The sequence below is a fragment of the Tabrizicola sp. YIM 78059 genome (genome assembly GCF_004959785.1).
Classification (GTDB): domain Bacteria; phylum Pseudomonadota; class Alphaproteobacteria; order Rhodobacterales; family Rhodobacteraceae; genus Tabrizicola; species Tabrizicola caldifontis.
In genome coordinates this window covers 1-18526 of the sequence record NZ_SJZH01000016.1, presented here as the reverse complement: position 1 = coordinate 18526, position 18526 = coordinate 1, and the positions used below count along the sequence as shown (strand labels likewise).

Sequence of the window (18526 nt, the reverse complement as noted above, 5' to 3'; positions counted from 1 at the left end):
CTGCCCGGGGTCGGGTCCGCAACGTGATCTGGCTGGGCGTCTCGGGGACGACCATCGCCCTTTCGCGGATCTTCTGCTGCAAGCCGCCGAAAGCGGGCAATGTCGGCACGGTCACGCGGATCGACAAAGGCAGCGTGGTCGTCGCCAGAAAGCCCGGACGCCGCGAGGCAGGCTAGCGGATCAACACGACGGGCACCTTGCAGGCGCGGATCATCGCGGTGGTGGTCGATCCGATGATCAGGCTTCGGATGCGGCTGTGACCATAGGCACCCATCACCAGCATGTCGAACTGCGCTTCCTCCACCAGCCTGGCCAGGGCGGTTTCCGGCTGCCCAGGCAGCACGGACGTTTCGGCGGCGATGCCGGCCGCCTGCAGCCTGGCCTGGGCATCGGCAAGGCCCTGCATCACCTGGGGCGTGGCGCTGCCCACCGTCACGACATGGACGCGCAGCCCCCGGAACAACGGGCTGCGGGCAATGTGATCGACCGCCTTCATGGCAGAGGCCCCGCCGTCGTAGGCCACAAGCACCTTCGAAATCGGCCGGAAGGCGCGCGAGGCGACGAAGACTGGCTTGTGGCTGGCGCGCACGATCCGTTCAAGGTTCGAGCCCAGATGCCCCTTGGCGAAATCCGCCGCCTCGCCGCGCTTGCCGATCAGGATCACGCGGGCGTCGGCTTCCACATCCGCCACGGCCTCAACGATGTCGCCGTGGCGCAACCGAGTGGTAACATCGGTCACGCCGGCCTTTTCCAGCAGGGCCTGGGCGTCTTCCAGGATTGCCCGCCCCCGGTGGCTGATCAGTTTGGCACGCTGTGCATCCAGTTCTGCCAGTTGCTGCATCAGGGCCGTCCGCGCCCCCAGCGCGATGGCGCCGGAATGGTCATGCATGTCCGAGGCCTCGCGGCGCCCGAGGACATGGATCAGCTCGACCGGCGCGCCGGTGCGCCTGGCGATCCAGGCCGCATGATCGCAGACGCTGGCGGAATAGATCGACCCATCGACAAGGGCGATGATCTTGGGTTGGTCGGTCATGTCGCTGTCCCTCTCAATGCGCCAGCAGCTTGTCCATCGCGCCCGGCTTGTCATGCGTGGCAAGGCGGTCAACGATGGTTTCGGAGGCTTCGTTCATGCCGACGATTTCCACCTCGGCCCCGTCGCGGCGGAACTTCAACACCGCCATGTCCAGCGCCTGCACGGACGATATGTCCCAGATATGGGCGCGGCTGACGTCGATCACCACGCGGTCCAGTGCCTCCTTGAAGTCGAAGGCGTTCATGAAATCCTCGACCGAACCATAGAAGAGCTGACCCTCGACGATGTAGGTGCGCTCGCGCCCGTCCTTCGAGATGGTGGAAGTGACCTTAAACAGTTGCGCGATCTTGCCTGCGAAGAAGATCCCCGAAAGCAGCACCCCGACCAGCACGCCGATGGCAAGGTTGTGGGTGTAGACCACGGTTGCCACGGTGGCGAGCATCACGATGGAGGATGACCGCGGATGGACGGTCAGGTTCTTGATCGACGACCAGGAAAAGGTGCCGATCGAGACCATGATCATGATCGCCACCAGCGCGGGCATCGGAATCTGCGCCACCCAGTCGCCAAGGAAGACCACCAGGATCAGCAGCACCACCCCGGCGGTGAAGGCCGACAGCCGCCCGCGCCCGCCGGATTTGACGTTGATGATCGACTGGCCGATCATCGCACAACCCGCCATGCCGCCGATGAAGCCGGTCGCGGTGTTTGCGATGCCCTGGCCGATGCATTCCTGATTGCGGTCCGACCTGGTGTCGGTCAGATCGTCAACAATGTTCTGGGTCATCAGGCTTTCCAGAAGGCCCACCACCGCGACCGCGATGGAATAGGGCAGGATGATCAGCAGGGTTTCCAGCGTCAGCGGGATGTCGGGAATCAGGAACACGGGCAGCGTGTCGGGCAAGGCCCCCATGTCGCCAACGGTGCGCACGTCCCAGCCAAAGGCCAGCGACAGCGCCGTCAGGACAAGGATCGTGACCAGCGGCGACGGGATCGCCTTGGTGACATAGGGGAAAAGGTAGATGATCGCCAGCCCGGCGGCGACAAGGGCATAGGTCAGCCAGGTGACTTTGCCCGGGTCCAGTTCCGGCAGCTGCGCCATGAAGATCAGGATGGCCAGCGCGTTGACGAAGCCGGTCATCACCGATTTCGACACATAGCGCATCACGAAACCCAGCTTCAGAAGGCCCGCGCCGATCTGGATCAGACCGGCCAGTACAGTTGCCGCCAGCAGGTATTGCAGCCCGTGGTCGCGCACCAGCGTGACCATCAGCACCGCAGTGGCCGCTGTGGCGGCCGAGATCATGCCAGGCCGGCCACCGACGAAGGCAATCAGGACGGCGATCGAAAAGCTGGCGTAAAGCCCGACCTTCGGATCCACGCCAGCGATGATGGAAAAGGCGATCGCCTCGGGGATCAGCGCCAGCGCAACGACCAGACCAGCCAGAACGTCGGCGCGCACATTGCCGAACCACTGCGCGCGGTAAGCATCAAGTGAAATCATGTCGGGTTTTCCTGATCGATCCGGGTCATTGCGACCGCGCATCGAGATTTGGACAGTGTCTCAGTTCAGGTTGTCCGGCGGATCGGCGGCCGGAAGAGCCACCCGGGGTTTGCACCCAGGTCCATGTTCGCTGCACCGCCGCATATACGTTTCGGATCGCGAAGCCAACCCTCGGCGGCTTGTGCATGGGCGTGACTTTCCGTTTCCCATGGGAAGGGGGTGCGCCTTGGCGAACCGGAAAAGCTTGGACGGCAGGCCTTTTTCCGCCCGGCGTCCGCTTTTGCGACGAACGCAAGACGCGGTCAGCCGCCGATTGTGACAGGCCTCACCTGCATCCGGATCGGCCGGACGGACAAGGCGGCTTCATGGCGCCTGGGCATGTCCATCACACGGACAAAGGCCAGCAGATGTTCGACCGGCCCGGTTTTCGGCTTCTGCTTTCGATCGTGCACCGCCTGCCAGGCGATCCGGGCGGTCATGGCAAGATCCTGTGCGGCAGTTTTGGGCGCCGATGCGACACGAATACCTGCACCGCGCCCTGAAGACACACACCTGAGCAAGCGATCGTTCCGGGGCTGGTCAGCGGTCGTTCGCAATTTGGCGGGGGAATGCCGCTTCACCCTGACCGCTGGCGGCCCGATCCCGATGGCAGAGGCAACTATGATCCAAAGATCTCGCGCAGGCGTTCGGTGTCGAGCATCCGGCAGACCTTGCCAGGGGGCTTGACGGTCTCTACGGCTTCCCCGGCGACGAGGGCATTGACCACTGCTTCCTCGATGGCCTCGACGGCGGCGAGGTAAAGCGGGTCGAGACGTTCGCTGTTCAGCTCCTGTTTCGTCAGCACGGGCAAGGCAACTTGCGGCATCGGGCCTTCGTTGGCGGTCGAGAACGCCAGGAAGATGTCGCCCGAGTTGTTGCCGCCGGGCGTGCCGCCGCGACCGATCCCGATGGCGGCGCGCTTGGCAAGCTGGCGCAGCGACAGACCGGAAAGCGGGGCGTCGGTGGCAAGTATGACGATGATCGACCCCATCTCTGCCGTATACAAGGCACCCTCGGGCATCAACCGGCCAACGGGGCGGCCCAGGATCGTCAGCCAGGGGCGCAGGCCGTGGTTCGCCTGCACCAGCGCCGCCACGGTGTAGGTCGCTGCGCCGATCGGGACGCGGCGCGAGGATGTGCCGGTGCCGCCCTTGAATTCATAGGCGATCATGCCGTTGCCACCGCCGGTCGACCCTTCGGCCACCGGGCCCGAAGCCCGTGCATTCAGCGCCGCGATGGCGTGTTCGGGCGTGACGTGCAGCGCGTTGATGTCGTTCAGCACACCGTCATAGGTCTCGGCCACGACCGGCATCGCCCAGGCGTGTTCGTTGCGGAAATAGTCGCCGTAATGGTCAATCATCCAGCGCGTCGCGCCGTGATGCGCCGCCCCGACGCCGTGGGTGTTGGTGATGAGAATCGGCCCAAGGAAATATCCCGCATCATTGATCCAGTGCGTGCCCGTCATCTCGCCATTGCCGTTCAGGGCAAAGTGCCCGGCCCAGACCGGCTGCGGCGTGGTGCCCGGGCGGGGCAGGATGGCGGTGACGCCGGTGCGCATCTTCCGCGCGGGATCGGTCAGGGTGCAGAAGCCCACCTCGACCCCCGGCACATCGGTGATGGCGTTGAAGGCACCGGGGATGCCGGGGAACGGCAGGCCAAGGTCACGGGCGCGGGGCTTTTGCAGACTGGTCATGTCAATCGGTCTTTCTGGAGCGAAGCCAAAGCCCCAAGGCAGCAATCACCACCGAGGCAAGGATGATGAGCGTGGCGATGGCGTTGATCTCGGGCTTTACGCCGCGGCGGATCATGCCGAAGATGAAGACCGGAAGCGTGGTGTTCCCGGTGCCCGAGATGAAATACGTGATCACCAGATCGTCCATCGAGATGACGAAGGCCAGCAGCGCGCCCCCCAGGATGCCGGGGGCAAGCTGGGGCAGTAGCACCTTGCGCAGCGTCACCCATTCCGAGGCGCCGAGGTCGGCCGAGGCTTCCTCCAGCGCAGGGTCGATCCCGGCAAGCCGGGCCTGGACGATGATGAAGACGTAAGAGGTCAGGAAAGTGCAATGCCCGATGATGATGGTCAGCATCGACAGGTTCATGCCGATGGTGACGAAAAAGATCAGCAGGCCGATCCCCAGCACGATGTCCGGCATCATCATCGGCAGCATCAGGAAGGCGTTGTAGAACCCGCGCAGCCGGAAGCGGTAGCGGGCCAGCGCGATGGCCGTCGCCGTTCCGATCACGGTCGAAATGGTGGTGGTGAAGAACGCGACCGTCAGCGAGGTGCGCAGTGCGGCCAGCATCTGGTCGGTGCTTTCGACATAGGCCGCGCGGTTCGACACGTCGGTCGCCCGGTCGGACAGGCCGAGCAGGCCGGTATACCAGTCGAAGGTGAAATGCTCCCAGATCATCATGTTGACCGGGTTCGAATTGAACGAATAGCCGACGATGACGAACAGGGGCGCATAGATGAAGGCGAAGAAGGCCAGCGAAAACAGGGTCAGCGCCGCCCAGCCGACAGGGTTACGCATGGCCGCCCGCCTTTCTGGCCCGGGTCACGAAAACCAGAAGGACCGCCAGCACCACCGCCATGATGATCATCGACAGCGCCGACCCGAAGGGCCAGTTGCGCGCGGAGAGGAACTGTTGTTCCACCAGGTTGCCGATCATCAGCCCCTTCGCGCCCCCCAGCACGTCCGGCACGACGAAGTTGCCGACCGAAGGGATGAACACGATCACCGCCCCGCCCATGATGCCTGGCAGGGTCTGCGGCAGGATCACCTTCAGGAAGGTCTGGACGCGGTTGGCGCCAAGATCCAGCGACGCCTCGACCTGCGCGCGATCCAGGTTGTCCACGGCGGCGTAGAGCGGCAGGAACATGAAGGGAATCATCACATAGACCATGCCCAGCACCACGGCCGTCGGGGTGTAGAGGATTTCCAGCGGCGCGCTGATCACCCCGCTCCACAGCAGGACGCTGTTCAGGATGCCCGAGGGCTTCAGGATCAGAAGCCAGGCGTATAGCCGCACGATCAGGCTGCAGAAGAACGGCAGGGTGATCAGGAACAGGAACGCCAGCCGCCAGCGTTCCGACAGCCGGCTGACCCAGAAGGCCACGGGGTAACACAGGATCAGCGTCAGGACGACCGTCAGTGCCGCAAACGACAGCGAGCGCCAGAGGATCTGCAGGTAGATCGGCTCGAAGATCTCGTTGATCCCGTCGGCCCAGCCGAAGATGCGGCCATAGTTCCAGTGGTAGAAGGACCACTCCACCCCGCCATAAAGCCCCGGCGTCAGAACCGAGAAGAGCGCGATGATGCAAAGCGGCAGCAGGAAGAACACGCCCAGGAACAGCGTCACCGGGGCCAGAAGCACCCCCAGCACCACCGATTGTCGCCGCAGCGCCATCACGCGGCCTCCAGCACATGCACCCGGGCCGGGTCATGCGCCAGATACACCCTGGCGCCTTCCTCGACCCCGGCATTGTCGCGGGCAATGACGCGGATCTCCGGGCCACCGGCCAGCGGCTGGACCAGGATGTAAAGGTCCGAGCCAAGATAGACTGCCCGCGACACCGTGCCGGCGATGCCTTCGGCCGCAAGGCTGAAATCCGTCGGCCGCAGGATCGCCGTCACCACCTCGCCGACCTTGCGGCCTGCGGCAGGCAGGCGCAGATCCACCCCCTCGGCGGTGCGGGCCAAGGCCTCGGCCCCTTGGATCCGGTCCACCGTCACCGGGAAAAGGTTGGTCTCGCCGATGAATTCGGCCACGAAGCGGTTCCTCGGCTGGCGATAAATCTCGCGCGGGGTGCCGATCTGTTCGATCTTGCCGGCGCGCATCACCACGATCCGGTCGGACATCGTCAGCGCCTCTTCCTGATCGTGGGTGACGAAGATGAAGGCGATGCCCAGCGAATGTTGCAGCGACTTCAGTTCCAGTTGCATCTGCTGGCGCAGGTTGCGGTCCAGCGCCGACAGCGGTTCGTCCAGAAGAAGCAACCGCGGCTTGGCGATGATCGCCCGCGCAAGCGCCACCCGCTGCCGCTGCCCGCCCGAAAGCTGGCCGGGCCGCCGGGCGCCAAGTCCGGCAAGGCCCACCTTCGCCAGCGCTTCGGCCACCTGTGCCTCGCGCGTGGCCCTTGGCACGCCGGCCACCTCTAGCGCGTAGCCCACGTTCCGCGCCACCGTCATGTGGCCGAAAAGGGCATAGCTCTGGAACACCGTGTTCACCGGGCGGCGGAAGGGCGGCAGCGCCGTCAGGTCGGCCCCGTCCAGCCGCATCGAGCCGCCATCCAGCGTCTCGAACCCCGAGATGGCGCGAAGAAGCGTGGTCTTGCCGCAGCCGGACGGGCCAAGCAAGGTGACGAACTCGTTCGCGCCCACATCAAGGCTGACGCCGTCCAGCGCGGCCAGCCGCCCCCCTTCGGGTGTCACGAAGCTGCGCCGCGCGTCGCGGATTTCCAGCAGGGCCGCCATCTACTGCGCCGTGCGGATCGTGTTCCAGGCGCGGTCATAAAGCTTCAGCGCGGCACCGACATCCTCGAAGATCTGCAACCGCGCCATGGTGTCCGGCCCGACGTTGATGTTCGGGTTCGACTTGATGATGTCGGGCGTAAGCTCGTTTGCGGGGATATTGGGCGTGCCGTTGAACTGCTGGGCGACGTTCAGCGCGGCAATCTCGGGCTTCAGGTAGAACTCCATGAACTTCCGGGCGTTTTCCTTGTGCGGCGCGCTGGCCAGCACGCAGATGTTCTCCTGATACATCGTGCCGCCCTCGGCCGGGATGATGTATTTGATATTCGGCGTCTCGGTGAAGAAGACGTTCCCGCCGACGAAGAATTGCCCCGCCGCGATGTCGCCCGAGGCCAGCATCGGCGGCACCTCGTAGGTAAAGGCCGAGACGGCCGCCTTGTGCGCAAGGATGTAATCCGCCGCCGCCTGCACTTCGGCCGGGTCGGTGCTGTTGACCGAGGTGCCGTTCATGATGTGGCCGATGGCCAGCACCTCGCGCATGTCGTCAAGAAGCGTGATCTTGCCGCCGGTCCTTTCCGGGATCGCGAAGAAATCCGCCCAGCCGGTGATCGGGCCGGTGATGGCCTCGTTATAGAAGATCCCGACCGTCCCCCAGGCATAGGGCAGGCAGTATTCGCTGTTCGGGTCCTCTTTCGAGCGCAGGAAGGCAGGGTCGATGTTCTTGAAATCGGGGCTTTCGTTGATGCCGGTCTTTTCCAGAAGGCCCAGCTTGATCATGATGTCGTTCATGTGGACCGAGGGAAAGACGATGTCATAGCCCGTCGCCCCGGCCTGGATCTTGGCCAACATCTCTTCGTTCGAGGAATAGGTGTCCAGCGTCACCGCGATGCCGGTTTCCTCGGTGAACTTCGTCAGAACCTCGGGGTTGATGTAGTCCCCCCAGTTGTACAGCGCCAGCGACCCTTCGGCCGAGGCGAGGCTTGCCGTCATGGAAACTGCCGCTGCAAGGCCCATGATTCTTGTGGTCATCGCGATTCTCCCGGTTGGTGCCTCTTTGCGGCTACGCGCGGCTTTTGTTTGCGGTGCCGACTCGGGCATGATATTTATGACAGAACGCTAACATTCATAAGTTTTGCTGTAAATCCTGTCATGAATCAAACCACCGCTGACCCTCAGGATTCCGCGCTTGCTGCAAGGTTGCGCAGCGTTCAGGCCGATCTGACCAGATCCGAGGCGAAGATCGCACAGTGGCTGCTGTTGAACGAAGCGTCGGTGCCTATGGAGACCGGCGCCTCGATCGCGGCCAAGACCGGGGTCAGCGAGATAACGGTCAGCCGGTTCCTGCGCCGGATCGGCTTTCGCGGCATGGCCGAACTGAAGGCCGAGATCGGCTCTGCCACCGCAAAGCTGCAGATACACGCGGCAGATCGCTACATGCGCCTGCTGGATGGGGAACTGGGAACGCTTCTGAAACGCGACGCCGATGCCATCCTCAGCCTTGGCGCCCAGATTTCGCGGCCCGAATGGGAATCGGCGATCACGGCCCTGGACGCGGCGGACGAGGTGTTCGTCACCGGGTTCCAGACGGTCCGGGGACTGGCCGAGGATTTTGCGCGGCGGCTGGGTATCGTGCGCGGGTCGGTCCGCTTTGTCTCGGCCCATGATGGCGGGCTGGTCGAATGGGTGGAATCGCGTCGCCGGTCAGGCGAGGCACGGGCGCTGCTTCTGGTGGACATGGTCCCCTATGCGCGCGAGGCAGAGATCGTCGTCCGCACGGCGCGCCGCCTGGGGATGGAGGTTGTCGTGATCACCGACGAACTCAACACCTGGGCACAGGCGCATACGCCCTTTGTCTTCCATGCTTCGACCAAGGCAGGCGCCTTCCTCGAAAGCACCGGTCCCCTGGCGACCCTGCTGAACCTGGTCACCCATGCGGTCGCGGGTCGTGACCCGGACAAGGCGCGACAACGGATTTCTTCGTGGCCTTCGATCCTGCGTGATCTGGGGCTTTATTGAAAGGGCTGGTCGGGCCATTCCCGTTGGCTGGACCAAGACCGCAGCGATTGTCAGCATCAAGTGCGTCATGCCGACCGCTTCGGCAGATTGACCAAGACATGCCGGGCGCAGGCCGGGATAAGTGACATGATCTTCAGCATCAGATCTTGCCGTTCCGTTGCCGGCGCATCGCTCGGTTGCACAAAGGCCTGTGGATGACTTACTTTCCTGGATGAGATGGCTTCCAGGTGGCGCGGCAAAGTGTGACCATGCTTCCTTCGACCCCGATCGATGCCGCGATAGCCGCCTTCCTGCGGGCGGCGGCAGCGCTCTTCTCTGATAATTTCCAGGACAGCGCGGCCAGGCTGTCGGCGTCTCTGCCGGGGCCGGAATGGCCGGCCGCCCTTGACCGCGACCGCATCCTGCAGCTTGCGACCTCTTCCGCCCTGGCAGAGGCGGCGCGCATTGCGGCAGGCCCGGGTGCGGCGGCGCTGCGGCCCGGCGGGGCGTCGCTGCGGGCGCTGGCGGCATCACTCAAGTTGCCGGCTTCGTCGTCGGCGCGGGCGACGGCTGAGGCCTGGCACGCGCCCGCGCCATTGTCGGCAGAGGTGATCCTGCCACAGGCCGCGCCGTCCTCTGACCAAGCCGCTCTCGCAGCGTTGCGCCAGGCGTTCCGCCAGGGCTGGGCCGATCTCTGCACCCGGGCAGAAGGCGATGCGGGGGCCTTCGAGGAAGGGCTTCTGTCCCTCTGCGAACGGACCCTGTGGTCGCTTCCCGCGCCCGGCGGCCCGCCCGACCTGCCGCTTCTGGACCATGCGCGGCTGACCGCGGCGCTCGTTGCCGCGGCCGAGGCCGGCGACGGGGCCGGACAGCTCCGCCTGCTGGTGGGCGATCTCTCGGGCCTGCAGGATACCCTTTTCCGCCTGCGTGCCGAGCGGGTCGAGGGCCTTGCCAAGCTGCTTCGCGGTCGGTCGGCCCGGTTCCAGCTGATCGCCGAGGCGGCGCAGCGGCGGGCGCTGGCGGCCTTCGGCATGCCCATGTCCTGCGCGCTGCAGACGGCGGGCGGGCGCTTCCTGGCCCTCGTCCCGGCCTTCGCGGATGCCGAGGCGCGCGTTGCGGGCCTGCGTCAGAAAGCCGATGCCTGGCTCGCCGAACAATACCTTGGCGGGCTGGCCCTGGGGTTGGCGCTGTCGCCGCCCTTTGCTGCGGAAGACCTTGCCAAGTCCCCGCAGGCCGACGCGATTGCCGCATCCCTCTCGGTCGCCGCCGAGACGGCGAAGCTCTCTCAGATGGCAGACCCGCTTGCCCAGGGGCTTCTGCCGTGCGGCGACCTTTCGGCCGGCCCCTGCCCGGCCTGCGACCAGAGCCCGGCCCGCGGCACCCGCTCTGCCCCCCTGCCCTGCCCCGCCTGCGCCGCGGCAATCGAAGAAGGCGCCCGCCTGCCCCATGCAAGGGCCGTCCTGGTGGGCGTGCCGGATGACGGCGCCGACCGCCTTCTGGGCATCGACTTCCTGATCCCGCGCGGCACGGCCCGGAACGGGGCCGCGCGCGGCTGGCGCTGGCTGCACGCAGGGGCGGCAGAACCCGGGCCCGCGGCGCTGCGCCCAGGCCCGCCCTGGGTCGCCCGGTTCGCCGGACCGGCCCCCCGCGCGCGCTACGAAGCGCTCGCCAGGGCTTCGGGCCTGCCGCTGACCACGCCCGAGGCGATCGCGGCGGACGAGATCAAGACCTTCGAATGCCTGGCCCTTGACGCGCTGGAGGAGGTGGAGGGCCGCCCGCGCGGCCGGCCCCTGCTGGCCCTGCTCAAGGGCGACGTGGACCGGCTGGGGCGTCTGTTCGCGGAAGGGCTCGGCGGCTTCGACCTCGCCCGCGGCATGGCGCTGTCGCGTCTTTTCGACCTCTATTTCACGCTGCGGCTGCCGCATCTGCTGGAAAGGGAATTCCCCGACAGCTACACGCTTTACGCCGGCGGTGACGACTTCACGCTGATCCTGCCCTGGCGGCAGGCAATGGCGCTGGCGCGGCAGCTTCGCGACGACTTCCGCGCCTTCACCGGCGGGAACCCGGATGTCACCCTGTCGCTGGGCATCGCGCTCTTCGCGCCGCACATACCCGTGTCGCTCGCCGCGCGGGAGGCCGAGGATCGGCTCAAGGCGGCCAAGCAGGGCGGGCGCAACCGCGTGTCGGCCATCGAACCCGGCGCGATGACGTGGGAAGACTTTGCCGCCGCGCTCGACGCCGCCGAACGGTTCAACGGCTGGCTGCGCGGGGGTATCCTCTCGACGGGCGCCGTCTACCAGTTGCTCAGGCTTGAGGACGCGCGCCGCCGCGTGGCCACCGGCCGCGGCCGGGGGCCGGATTTCGGCTGGCGCGCAAAGCTTGCCTATCACGTCGCCCGCCTGCGGCCGCCTGCTGGCGGATCGTTGCGCTCCGAAGTGGTGGACGCGATCCGCGACCTCTTCGGGCTTGGCCCGGACTGGCGGGCCGACCGGCCGCCGCGCCCCGGTGCCCGGCTTGCCCTGACCCATGCGCTCTACCGCAACCGCTGAGGTGTGCCGATGCCCAGACCGGAACAGTATTTCACCAACGACGAGACCGCGGACAGAAAGGCCCCGCGCCCGGAACTTTTCGATTCCGAGGCGCAGGAGGAGGCGAAGTTGTGGTCAGGCCTCAAGCCTTCGCAGATCCGCCGCTTCTTCGGCCAGGTGATGGCCGACCGCCGGCGTTTCGAGTTGCGCGAATGGAAGGTGCCGGATGCCGAGCCGCAGGTGGCCATGGCCTTGCTGAAGGCGGGGGCTGCCTACGCCGCAGCGCGCGACGGCAAGCGCAAGCCGCTGGCCGACTTCGCCGCACACCATGCCCGGCTGGTGCGCAACGTGACCGATTTCCGCGCCTTCGCGCGGCATTTCGAGGCCGTGGTGGCCTGGCACAAGGCCTTCGAGAAGATGAGCGACGGCGCGGGCGACAGAATTCGGGGGAGGGATTAGGCCATGGGTGCAGAAGAAAAGATCCAAGTGGACGGATTCCTCGGTCTGGCCCGCATCTCCGGCACGATCGAGGTCATCACCGGCCTGCACATCGGTGCGGGCAAAGATTCGGTCGAGATCGGCGGCATCGACGCCCCCGTGGTCAAGACGCCCGCGGGCGATCCCTACATCCCCGGCTCGTCGATCAAGGGGCGGATGCGCTTCCTGCTGGAATGGGCCTTCGGAAAGATCCGCAACGACGGCAAGGCCTGGGGCTGGGATGCCGCCGACTGCCGCGACCCGGCCGATCCGGTGCTGCGCATCTTCGGCACCAACGCCAAGCGCGAGGCCTGGGCGGCCGGCCCCACCCGGCTTCTGGTGCGCGATGCCCATCTCTGCCCCGACTGGCGGCAGGCGCAGCTTGACGCCGGGCGCGAGCTGACCGAGGTCAAGACCGAGGTCGTCATCGACCGCATCGCCGGCAAGGCGCTCGACAACGTCGGCCCGCGCCAGTTCGAGCGCGTGCCCCCCGGGGCGCGCTTCGCCTTCGAGGCGGCCTTCCGCGTCCATGCCGTGGGCGGCGACGGCGGCGCGCGCGATCTCGACTGCCTCGCCTGGGCGATCCAGGGGCTGACGCTGATCGAACAGGACGCGCTGGGGGGCCACGGGTCGCGCGGCTATGGCCGGGTCGGCTTCGGGAAGCTGCGTCTGTCTGGCCCCGCCGGCGAGACGGTGATCGGCGACAATGCCCGCGCCGCCGCCCGCTTCGACAAGGACCGCCCCGACCCGGACATCCGCGCCGCCGCCGCGCAGGTCTTCGGCAGGGGCTGAGCCATGCCGCTTTATCGCCTGACCCTGTGCCTCACCGCGCCGCTCGGCACAGCCGTGCAGGGCCCCACGCTGTTCGGGCAGATCTGCTGGCTGCGGCGCGAGGCCGAGGGCGAGGCGGCGCTTAAGGCCTGGCTGTCGGACCCGCAAACGATCTGGCGCCTCTCGGACGGCTTTCCCGCCGGTTTCCTGCCGCGGCCGTTGGCCCGCCCCCGCCCGCTCGCCCCCGCCCAGCTCGAGCGGGTGAAGGAGATGAAGAAGCGGAAATACGTCAGCCGCCAGGCCTTCCTGCGCCTGCGCGATGCCTGGGACGAAGGGCAGCTTCGCGACGAGGACACCGCCCCGGAACCCGATTGCCACCGCCAGATCACCCGCAACCATGTGGACCGGCGCGGCCAGGGCACGATCGAGGAGGGCGGGCTGTTCCGCGTCTCCGAAGACTGGCGCTTCGCCGACGAACGCACCCGCGATCTCGACCTCTATGTCGAGACGGCCGAGACGCTGGACCGGGTCCGCGATCTTGTCGCCGAGCTTGGCCGCCAGGGCTATGGGCGCGGGGCAAGCCTCGGGCGGGGGCTCTGGCAGGTGGCCGAGGCCGCGGAGGAAACCGCGCTTGCCGACCATCCAGGCCCGCGGCGGCTGAGCCTGTCGCGCGGCGTGCTCGACCCGGCCACGATGCGCGCGGCGCTCTGGCGGGCCGAGCCGCAGGCCGGCCGGCTGGGCCCGCAGCTGTCGCTCGCCGGGGTCGCACCCTTCAAGCGGCCGGTGCTGCTGACCCGCCCCGGCGCCACCTTCGAGGCCGACGGCCCCGGCCCCTTCGGCCGGCTTCTGCACGAGGTGCATCCCGACCGGCCCGAGGTGGTGGTCAATGCCCTGCACCTTGCCCTGCCCTTCCAGGAGGCGGCATGACCGGCGCGCAGTTCATCACCCATCGCCTCGTGCTCGTCCCGCTGACCCCGATCCACATCGGCGGCGGCGAGGAGGCGCGGCTTCTGCCGCAGGACTACCGGCTGCGCGGGGGCCATGCCGAACGCATCGACCTGCGCGCGGTGCTGGCGCGCCTGAGCGAGCGCGAACGCGCCGCCTGGATCGCCGACATGGCGCGCGCCAGCGGAGATGCGCTCCAGAACGTCCTGCGGTCGGTTCAGGGCAAGGCCGGCCCATCCGAGGTCATCGAGCGCATTCCCATCTCGGCCGAAAGCGCACGGGAGGTCGATCTTGCCGGGGAAGGCCAGGGCCGGCGCAACCAGATCGACGCCTTCTTCCGCGCCGGCGGCCGCCCCTGCCTGCCTGGGTCAAGCCTGAAGGGCGCGCTGCGCACCGCCTGGGCGGCCGAGATGGCCCGCCGCAACCGGACGCCGCAACTTCCGCGCCTCGAGGAATGGCGAAACAAGCACAAGAACGAACGCGCCCGCATCGCGGCCGACATGGTCGCAAACCTCTTCGCCATCGCGCAGCGCCAGCTGGCGCAGGACACCGACCCCTTCCGCGACGTGGAGGTGGCGGATGCGCCGCTGCCCGAGGGCGCGACGCGCATCGACCCGGTGGCCACCTGGAAGCGCGGCCGACCGGCACCGGGCGGCGGCCCCGCGCCGTTCGGCTTTGCGACCGTGGGCCAGATGCACCGCGAACGGATGCGCTCGGTCGCCGATGGCGGCGCACCCCCCGTAGTCGGGATCACCCTCGGCCTGCGCGACGGAACCATCGCCAAGGAGGCGGCCGCGAAGGACGCCGCGAAGCGTCCGAAGCCCGACCGGGTGCCGGACGGCCTGTCTGCCCTTCTCGCCGCGCTCGAGGCCCATCACGCGCCGCTCTGGCAGCGGGAGGTCAACAAGACGTTCTTCGACGGGCCGGCCGGCGACCGCCTGCGGCAGTCCCTTGACCTGTTCTCGTCCCTGCCTCGCGGCGGCGACGCGCCGCAGGCGGCGCTTGTCCGCATCGGCTGGGCCGCGCATGCCGAGGCCAAGTCGCTGGCCGGCCTGCGCCGCATCGAGCGGCCGCAGGCCAGGGGTGCCGACCGCTTCGCAGCCGAGGGCAGCACGCGGCATGTGGTGAACCTTGCCGGCCACCCCCTGCCCTTCGGCTGGGCGCTGCTCGTGCGCGCCGAGGCCTGGGACGCGCAGGCGCCCCGGGCCTGGCTGGACCCGCCGGCGGCCCGCCCGACGCCTGTTGCCGGCGGCGGCACGCGCGGGGCCGCGCCCGCCGGCCCGCGGGCGCAGACGGCGCTCGGCCAGCAGCTCCGCTTCCGCAAGGGCCAGAAGGTCATGATCGACGGCGAGGAGGCCACGTTGCTCGAAGACGTGACCGCGGCGATGAAACCCGGCGACAGCGTGCGGGTCAGTCTCGACGGCGACATCGAAACCGTGAAGGTCAGCAGCATCCAGGGGCCCGCATGAGCGACGAAACCGGCAATGCCGGAACCCTGATCCTGTCGGTCGGCGGCAGCCAGGCGCCCCTGCGGCTGACGATCGAATCGCGGCCCTGGGCGCGGGTGGTCTTCGTCGTCTCCGACGGGTCGGGCGGCAGCCCGTCCTCCCGCACGCAGGTCGATAATGCCGAGATCAACTATGGCACGAGCGAGCGGCCCGAGCCCGGCCCGGGCCTTCGCCACCTTCCGGCCTGCCCGGAGGACATCGGCATCGTTGCAGTTCCCCCCGACGATCTCGACCGGGCGCTTGCACTCGTGGACGCGGCGCTGTCGGCCGAACTCGCGCGCGGGGCTCCGGTCACCGTCAACTACACCGGCGGCACCAAGACGATGACCGCAGCCCTGGTGCTGGCGGGCACGGCGCACGAGGGCGTGCGGCTGGAATTCGTCGCGGGCGAGCGGCGCGACCTCTCCCAGGTGCGGGCGGGCAGCGAGCGGATGACCGCGATGCCCGGGCATCTCCTCGGCGTGGCCAGCCTCTTCGCCCTTGCCCGGGCCGAGACCGGGCGCCGCGCCTATGGCGCAGCCCGCGCGGTCGTCGCGCAGATCGGCGAGAGGTTCGCGCAGCAGCAGGGCTCCGGGGTCAAGCCGCCGAAGAGCTGGCGGCAGCGCTGCGACGTCTGGGAGCGGTGGCTTTCGGTGCTCGACGCCTGGGACCGGTTCGATTTCGCCGCCGCAGGAAAGACCGTGGCCGAGGGGCTCCGGCAGGAGGCGCCCTGGGCGCAGGCGTTCGAGGCGCAGGGGTCCGCCCCCCGCCTTCGGGCCCTGGCGGAGGAAGCCCGCAGCGGCCCCGGCCCTGCGCTCTGCGAGGACCTCTGGCTCAACGCACAGCGCCGTGCCGATCTGGGGCTTTACGACGACGCCATAGCCCGGCTTTACCGGCTGGCCGAGGCCGCCGTCCAGGCGCGGCTGAACTGCCGTCACGGCATCAGGGACACCGGGGCGGTTCCGCGCGGCACGGTTCCAGCGGAGATCGCCGCCGGCTGCCATATGCGGACCGATCACGAGACCGGGCAGGACGTGGTGGCGCTGCCGCTCTTCCGGGCGCTGTCGCTTCTGGCGCATCTCGACCCCGGGGATACGCTCGTCAAGGCATGGCCGCAGGATGAGCGGGGCTTCAAGACGCCCGACTGGCAGACGGCCCGCAACAACTCGATCCTGGCCCACGGGTTCCGCCCAGCCGGCAAGCAGGACTGGGCCAAGGCACGCGCCTGGTTCGACGTCCGCCGCCATGCCTTGTGGGAAGAGCTTCTGGGCCGACCAACCGCCGCGCAACTGCCCGACACGCTGTCCTGAATCACCGGCAGTCCCAGGCCCTGCGGCCGATGCTGCGGGCCGCAGGGCCGTCTTCAGGGGCTTCATGCGCTGCCGGCTTTCCGGCCTGAGGCCGGCTACACACCGGGCACCCTGCCGCATGCGCCCTGCCCCGGGGAACGACCCGCAGCATGCGCCCGTCGCCGCCCTTCCTGCAAGGATCTGGTGGCGAGCCTTGCCGATGCCCACCATCCCTTGCCGCCAGGCGGGTCATCCCCGCGTGGGCGGGGAACACGACTGCCTCGAAGCCCACGGCGTCGCCGATGACGGGTCATCCCCGCGTGGGCGGGGAACACCCCGGCGGGACACGCGGGTGCAGTAGAGCCAACGGGTCATCCCCGCGTGGGCGGGGAACACTGGCCGCGCTGGCGGGCGGCCGGAACGTGTTTCGGGTCATCCCCGCGTGGGCGGGGAACACCGCAGGCTCACGATCAGCGGCGCGCCAGCCGTCGGGTCATCCCCGCGTGGGCGGGGAACACCCCGGCGCGTGGCCGAACAGCCGCGCCACCGCCGGGTCATCCCCGCGTGGGCGGGGAACACGCTTCTGGTGTCTGAACTGTAGAGGAGAGCAGCGGGTCATCCCCGCGTGGGCGGGGAACACAATTGTTGCCGCGCCCACCGCGATTCCTCTTCCGGGTCATCCCCGCGTGGGCGGGGAACACAAGGCTTGCGACACATGGATCGAACTGTGCGGCGGGTCATCCCCGCGTGGGCGGGGAACACACATGCAGGAGTTTTCTCGTGGACACTGAACGCGGGTCATCCCCGCGTGGGCGGGGAACACCTATCAGCAGTTGCGCAAGGGCGTTTTCGAGGCGGGTCATCCCCGCGTGGGCGGGGAACACGATATCCAAAGATGCAAAGATCGGGGACGGGGCGGGTCATCCCCGCGTGGGCGGGGAACACCTCGCGGCGCTCGCGCGCGGGCGCAACGTGTTCGGGTCATCCCCGCGTGGGCGGGGAACACTCCATCGCGGACGGCGTTGTCATCCATGACTTCGGGTCATCCCCGCGTGGGCGGGGAACACGCCGCGATGCGCATTGCCACCCTCAGGCTGGGCGGGTCATCCCCGCGTGGGCGGGGAACACGATGATTGCGCATTTCAGCGCCCAGCGTCCGACGGGTCATCCCCGCGTGGGCGGGGAACACTACCTGAAATTCACACATTTACACCTCCTATTCGGGTCATCCCCGCGTGGGCGGGGAACACTTTCCTCTCAGGCTGTGTGGATCGGCTTCCGCCGGGTCATCCCCGCGTGGGCGGGGAACACTCGGCGCCAACTGCACCGTCCATGGCGGAGCACGGGTCATCCCCGCGTGGGCGGGGAACACACGGACAAAGGCGTAGCCTCAATTTCATACGCCGGGTCATCCCCGCGTGGGCGGGGAACACCCGTTGACGATACTGGTCAGGTTGGAAAACAGCGGGTCATCCCCGCGTGGGCGGGGAACACAGGACTTCGGGCGACATTTCCGACAGCCGCGTCGGGTCATCCCCGCGTGGGCGGGGAACACAAGGGATGGCTGCCTCTGGCAACAACACCGCGCGGGTCATCCCCGCGTGGGCGGGGAACACATTTCGACCGTGACGCCCTGGCGCTCCCACATCGGGTCATCCCCGCGTGGGCGGGGAACACCCCTTTCAGATGCGTTTGATCAAGGAATGCAGCGGGTCATCCCCGCGTGGGCGGGGAACACACGCCGCTGGTTTTGCCTCCGTTCGCAGCCAGCGGGTCATCCCCGCGTGGGCGGGGAACACACGGGATCTGTCGTCTGACCTGCATGACAGAGCGGGTCATCCCCGCGTGGGCGGGGAACACGTCGGGGACGTGGGCAAGCTGACGCTCGATCGCGGGTCATCCCCGCGTGGGCGGGGAACACGGTCTGGACTGCCAGTTTGGGGCAGGGAGCGTCGGGTCATCCCCGCGTGGGCGGGGAACACACGG

16 protein-coding genes, 1 CRISPR repeat array and 1 other annotated feature are annotated in these 18526 nt (G+C 68.0%); of the genes, 8 read left to right on the top strand and 8 right to left on the bottom strand.

Translation table 11 applies throughout. The features are described from left to right. The first annotated feature begins 23 nt into the window (after nucleotides 1-23). Nucleotides 24-176: a hypothetical protein gene (locus tag EZM81_RS18360; protein ID WP_169052396.1), complete on the top strand. Its 153-nt coding sequence runs from the start codon at nucleotides 24-26 to the stop codon at nucleotides 174-176. On the opposite strand, the gene EZM81_RS16125 is transcribed toward EZM81_RS18360, so the two are convergent. From EZM81_RS16125 to EZM81_RS16095, 8 genes are all read right to left on the bottom strand, one after another. Further along, nucleotides 173-1033: a universal stress protein gene (locus tag EZM81_RS16125; protein WP_136646416.1), complete on the bottom strand. Its 861-nt coding sequence runs from the start codon at nucleotides 1031-1033 to the stop codon at nucleotides 173-175. The two genes, EZM81_RS18360 and EZM81_RS16125, sit on opposite strands and share 4 nt — an antisense overlap. Before the next feature lie 13 nt (nucleotides 1034-1046). Continuing rightward, entirely contained in the window at nucleotides 1047-2537 is a 1491-nt protein-coding gene (locus EZM81_RS16120; RefSeq protein ID WP_136646415.1) for a SulP family inorganic anion transporter, read from the bottom strand. Between the two features lie 68 nt (nucleotides 2538-2605). Next, nucleotides 2606-2663: a sequence feature (sul1 is cis-regulatory element that is thought to sense ions involved in sulfur or methionine metabolism; They are found in Alphaproteobacteria), on the bottom strand. 176 nt (nucleotides 2664-2839) lie between these two features. Continuing rightward, the gene (locus EZM81_RS18355) at nucleotides 2840-3016 is read right to left on the bottom strand and encodes a hypothetical protein (RefSeq protein WP_169052395.1); all 177 of its coding nucleotides are present in this window, start codon (nucleotides 3014-3016) and stop codon (nucleotides 2840-2842) included. A gap of 179 nt (nucleotides 3017-3195) precedes the next feature. Then, complete coding sequence (locus EZM81_RS16115; protein ID WP_136646414.1) at nucleotides 3196-4269, bottom strand: P1 family peptidase; 1074 nt, start codon at nucleotides 4267-4269, stop codon at nucleotides 3196-3198. 1 nt (nucleotide 4270) lies between these two features. After that, nucleotides 4271-5107, bottom strand: coding sequence for an ABC transporter permease (locus tag EZM81_RS16110; RefSeq protein WP_136646413.1), 837 nt, complete (start codon nucleotides 5105-5107; stop codon nucleotides 4271-4273). Next, entirely contained in the window at nucleotides 5100-5984 is an 885-nt protein-coding gene (locus tag EZM81_RS16105) for an ABC transporter permease (RefSeq protein ID WP_136646412.1), read from the bottom strand. The genes EZM81_RS16110 and EZM81_RS16105 overlap by 8 nt, the downstream gene beginning before the upstream one ends. After that, nucleotides 5984-7051, bottom strand: a complete 1068-nt coding sequence (locus tag EZM81_RS16100) for an ABC transporter ATP-binding protein (protein WP_136646411.1) — start codon at nucleotides 7049-7051, stop codon at nucleotides 5984-5986. Before EZM81_RS16100 ends, EZM81_RS16105 begins: the two co-directional genes overlap by 1 nt. Next, nucleotides 7052-8077 (bottom strand): spermidine/putrescine ABC transporter substrate-binding protein, encoded by a 1026-nt coding sequence (locus EZM81_RS16095; RefSeq protein WP_211195429.1) that lies wholly within the window; start codon nucleotides 8075-8077, stop codon nucleotides 7052-7054. It abuts the gene before it with no gap. A gap of 120 nt (nucleotides 8078-8197) precedes the next feature. Here EZM81_RS16095 and EZM81_RS16090 point away from each other — a divergent pair, with 120 nt between their 5' ends. From EZM81_RS16090 to EZM81_RS16060, 7 genes are all read left to right on the top strand, one after another. Continuing rightward, nucleotides 8198-9064 carry a MurR/RpiR family transcriptional regulator gene (locus EZM81_RS16090; protein ID WP_136646409.1) on the top strand — a complete coding sequence of 289 codons (867 nt, stop codon included), beginning with the start codon at nucleotides 8198-8200 and terminating at the stop codon, nucleotides 9062-9064. 248 nt (nucleotides 9065-9312) lie between these two features. Continuing rightward, nucleotides 9313-11592: a hypothetical protein gene (locus EZM81_RS16085; RefSeq protein WP_211195428.1), complete on the top strand. Its 2280-nt coding sequence runs from the start codon at nucleotides 9313-9315 to the stop codon at nucleotides 11590-11592. A gap of 9 nt (nucleotides 11593-11601) precedes the next feature. Next, nucleotides 11602-12030 (top strand): type III-A CRISPR-associated protein Csm2, encoded by a 429-nt coding sequence (gene csm2, locus EZM81_RS16080; protein ID WP_136646407.1) that lies wholly within the window; start codon nucleotides 11602-11604, stop codon nucleotides 12028-12030. A 3-nt stretch (nucleotides 12031-12033) separates the two neighbouring features. Continuing rightward, entirely contained in the window at nucleotides 12034-12840 is an 807-nt protein-coding gene (csm3, locus tag EZM81_RS16075) for a type III-A CRISPR-associated RAMP protein Csm3 (RefSeq protein ID WP_211195427.1), read from the top strand. Between the two features lie 3 nt (nucleotides 12841-12843). Next, on the top strand, nucleotides 12844-13746 hold the full coding sequence (locus EZM81_RS16070; protein ID WP_136646406.1) for a hypothetical protein: 903 nt from the start codon (nucleotides 12844-12846) through the stop codon (nucleotides 13744-13746). Continuing rightward, complete coding sequence (gene csm5 / locus EZM81_RS16065) at nucleotides 13743-15233, top strand: type III-A CRISPR-associated RAMP protein Csm5 (protein ID WP_136646405.1); 1491 nt, start codon at nucleotides 13743-13745, stop codon at nucleotides 15231-15233. The genes EZM81_RS16070 and csm5 overlap by 4 nt, the downstream gene beginning before the upstream one ends. Beyond that, nucleotides 15230-16561: a TIGR02710 family CRISPR-associated CARF protein gene (locus EZM81_RS16060; RefSeq protein ID WP_136646404.1), complete on the top strand. Its 1332-nt coding sequence runs from the start codon at nucleotides 15230-15232 to the stop codon at nucleotides 16559-16561. The genes csm5 and EZM81_RS16060 overlap by 4 nt, the downstream gene beginning before the upstream one ends. A gap of 224 nt (nucleotides 16562-16785) precedes the next feature. After that, a CRISPR array of direct repeats spans nucleotides 16786-18522; the repeat unit is 29 nt; unit sequence CGGGTCATCCCCGCGTGGGCGGGGAACAC. Nucleotides 18523-18526 lie beyond the last annotated feature (4 nt).

Bases quoted from the DNA above. Each gene is read 5' to 3' on its own strand.
- EZM81_RS16125 (WP_136646416.1), bottom strand. From the start codon at position 1,033: ATGACCGACCAACCCAAGATCATCGCCCTTGTCGATGGGTCGATCTAT.
- EZM81_RS16120 (WP_136646415.1), bottom strand. From the start codon at position 2,537: ATGATTTCACTTGATGCTTACCGCGCGCAGTGGTTCGGCAATGTGCGC.
- EZM81_RS18355 (WP_169052395.1), bottom strand. From the start codon at position 3,016: ATGACCGCCCGGATCGCCTGGCAGGCGGTGCACGATCGAAAGCAGAAG.
- EZM81_RS16115 (WP_136646414.1), bottom strand. From the start codon at position 4,269: ATGACCAGTCTGCAAAAGCCCCGCGCCCGTGACCTTGGCCTGCCGTTC.
- EZM81_RS16110 (WP_136646413.1), bottom strand. From the start codon at position 5,107: ATGCGTAACCCTGTCGGCTGGGCGGCGCTGACCCTGTTTTCGCTGGCC.
- EZM81_RS16105 (WP_136646412.1), bottom strand. From the start codon at position 5,984: ATGGCGCTGCGGCGACAATCGGTGGTGCTGGGGGTGCTTCTGGCCCCG.
- EZM81_RS16100 (WP_136646411.1), bottom strand. From the start codon at position 7,051: ATGGCGGCCCTGCTGGAAATCCGCGACGCGCGGCGCAGCTTCGTGACA.
- EZM81_RS16095 (WP_211195429.1), bottom strand. From the start codon at position 8,077: ATGACCACAAGAATCATGGGCCTTGCAGCGGCAGTTTCCATGACGGCA.
- EZM81_RS16090 (WP_136646409.1), top strand. From the start codon at position 8,198: ATGAATCAAACCACCGCTGACCCTCAGGATTCCGCGCTTGCTGCAAGG.
- EZM81_RS16085 (WP_211195428.1), top strand. From the start codon at position 9,313: ATGCTTCCTTCGACCCCGATCGATGCCGCGATAGCCGCCTTCCTGCGG.
- csm2 (WP_136646407.1), top strand. From the start codon at position 11,602: ATGCCCAGACCGGAACAGTATTTCACCAACGACGAGACCGCGGACAGA.
- csm3 (WP_211195427.1), top strand. From the start codon at position 12,034: ATGGGTGCAGAAGAAAAGATCCAAGTGGACGGATTCCTCGGTCTGGCC.
- EZM81_RS16070 (WP_136646406.1), top strand. From the start codon at position 12,844: ATGCCGCTTTATCGCCTGACCCTGTGCCTCACCGCGCCGCTCGGCACA.
- csm5 (WP_136646405.1), top strand. From the start codon at position 13,743: ATGACCGGCGCGCAGTTCATCACCCATCGCCTCGTGCTCGTCCCGCTG.
- EZM81_RS16060 (WP_136646404.1), top strand. From the start codon at position 15,230: ATGAGCGACGAAACCGGCAATGCCGGAACCCTGATCCTGTCGGTCGGC.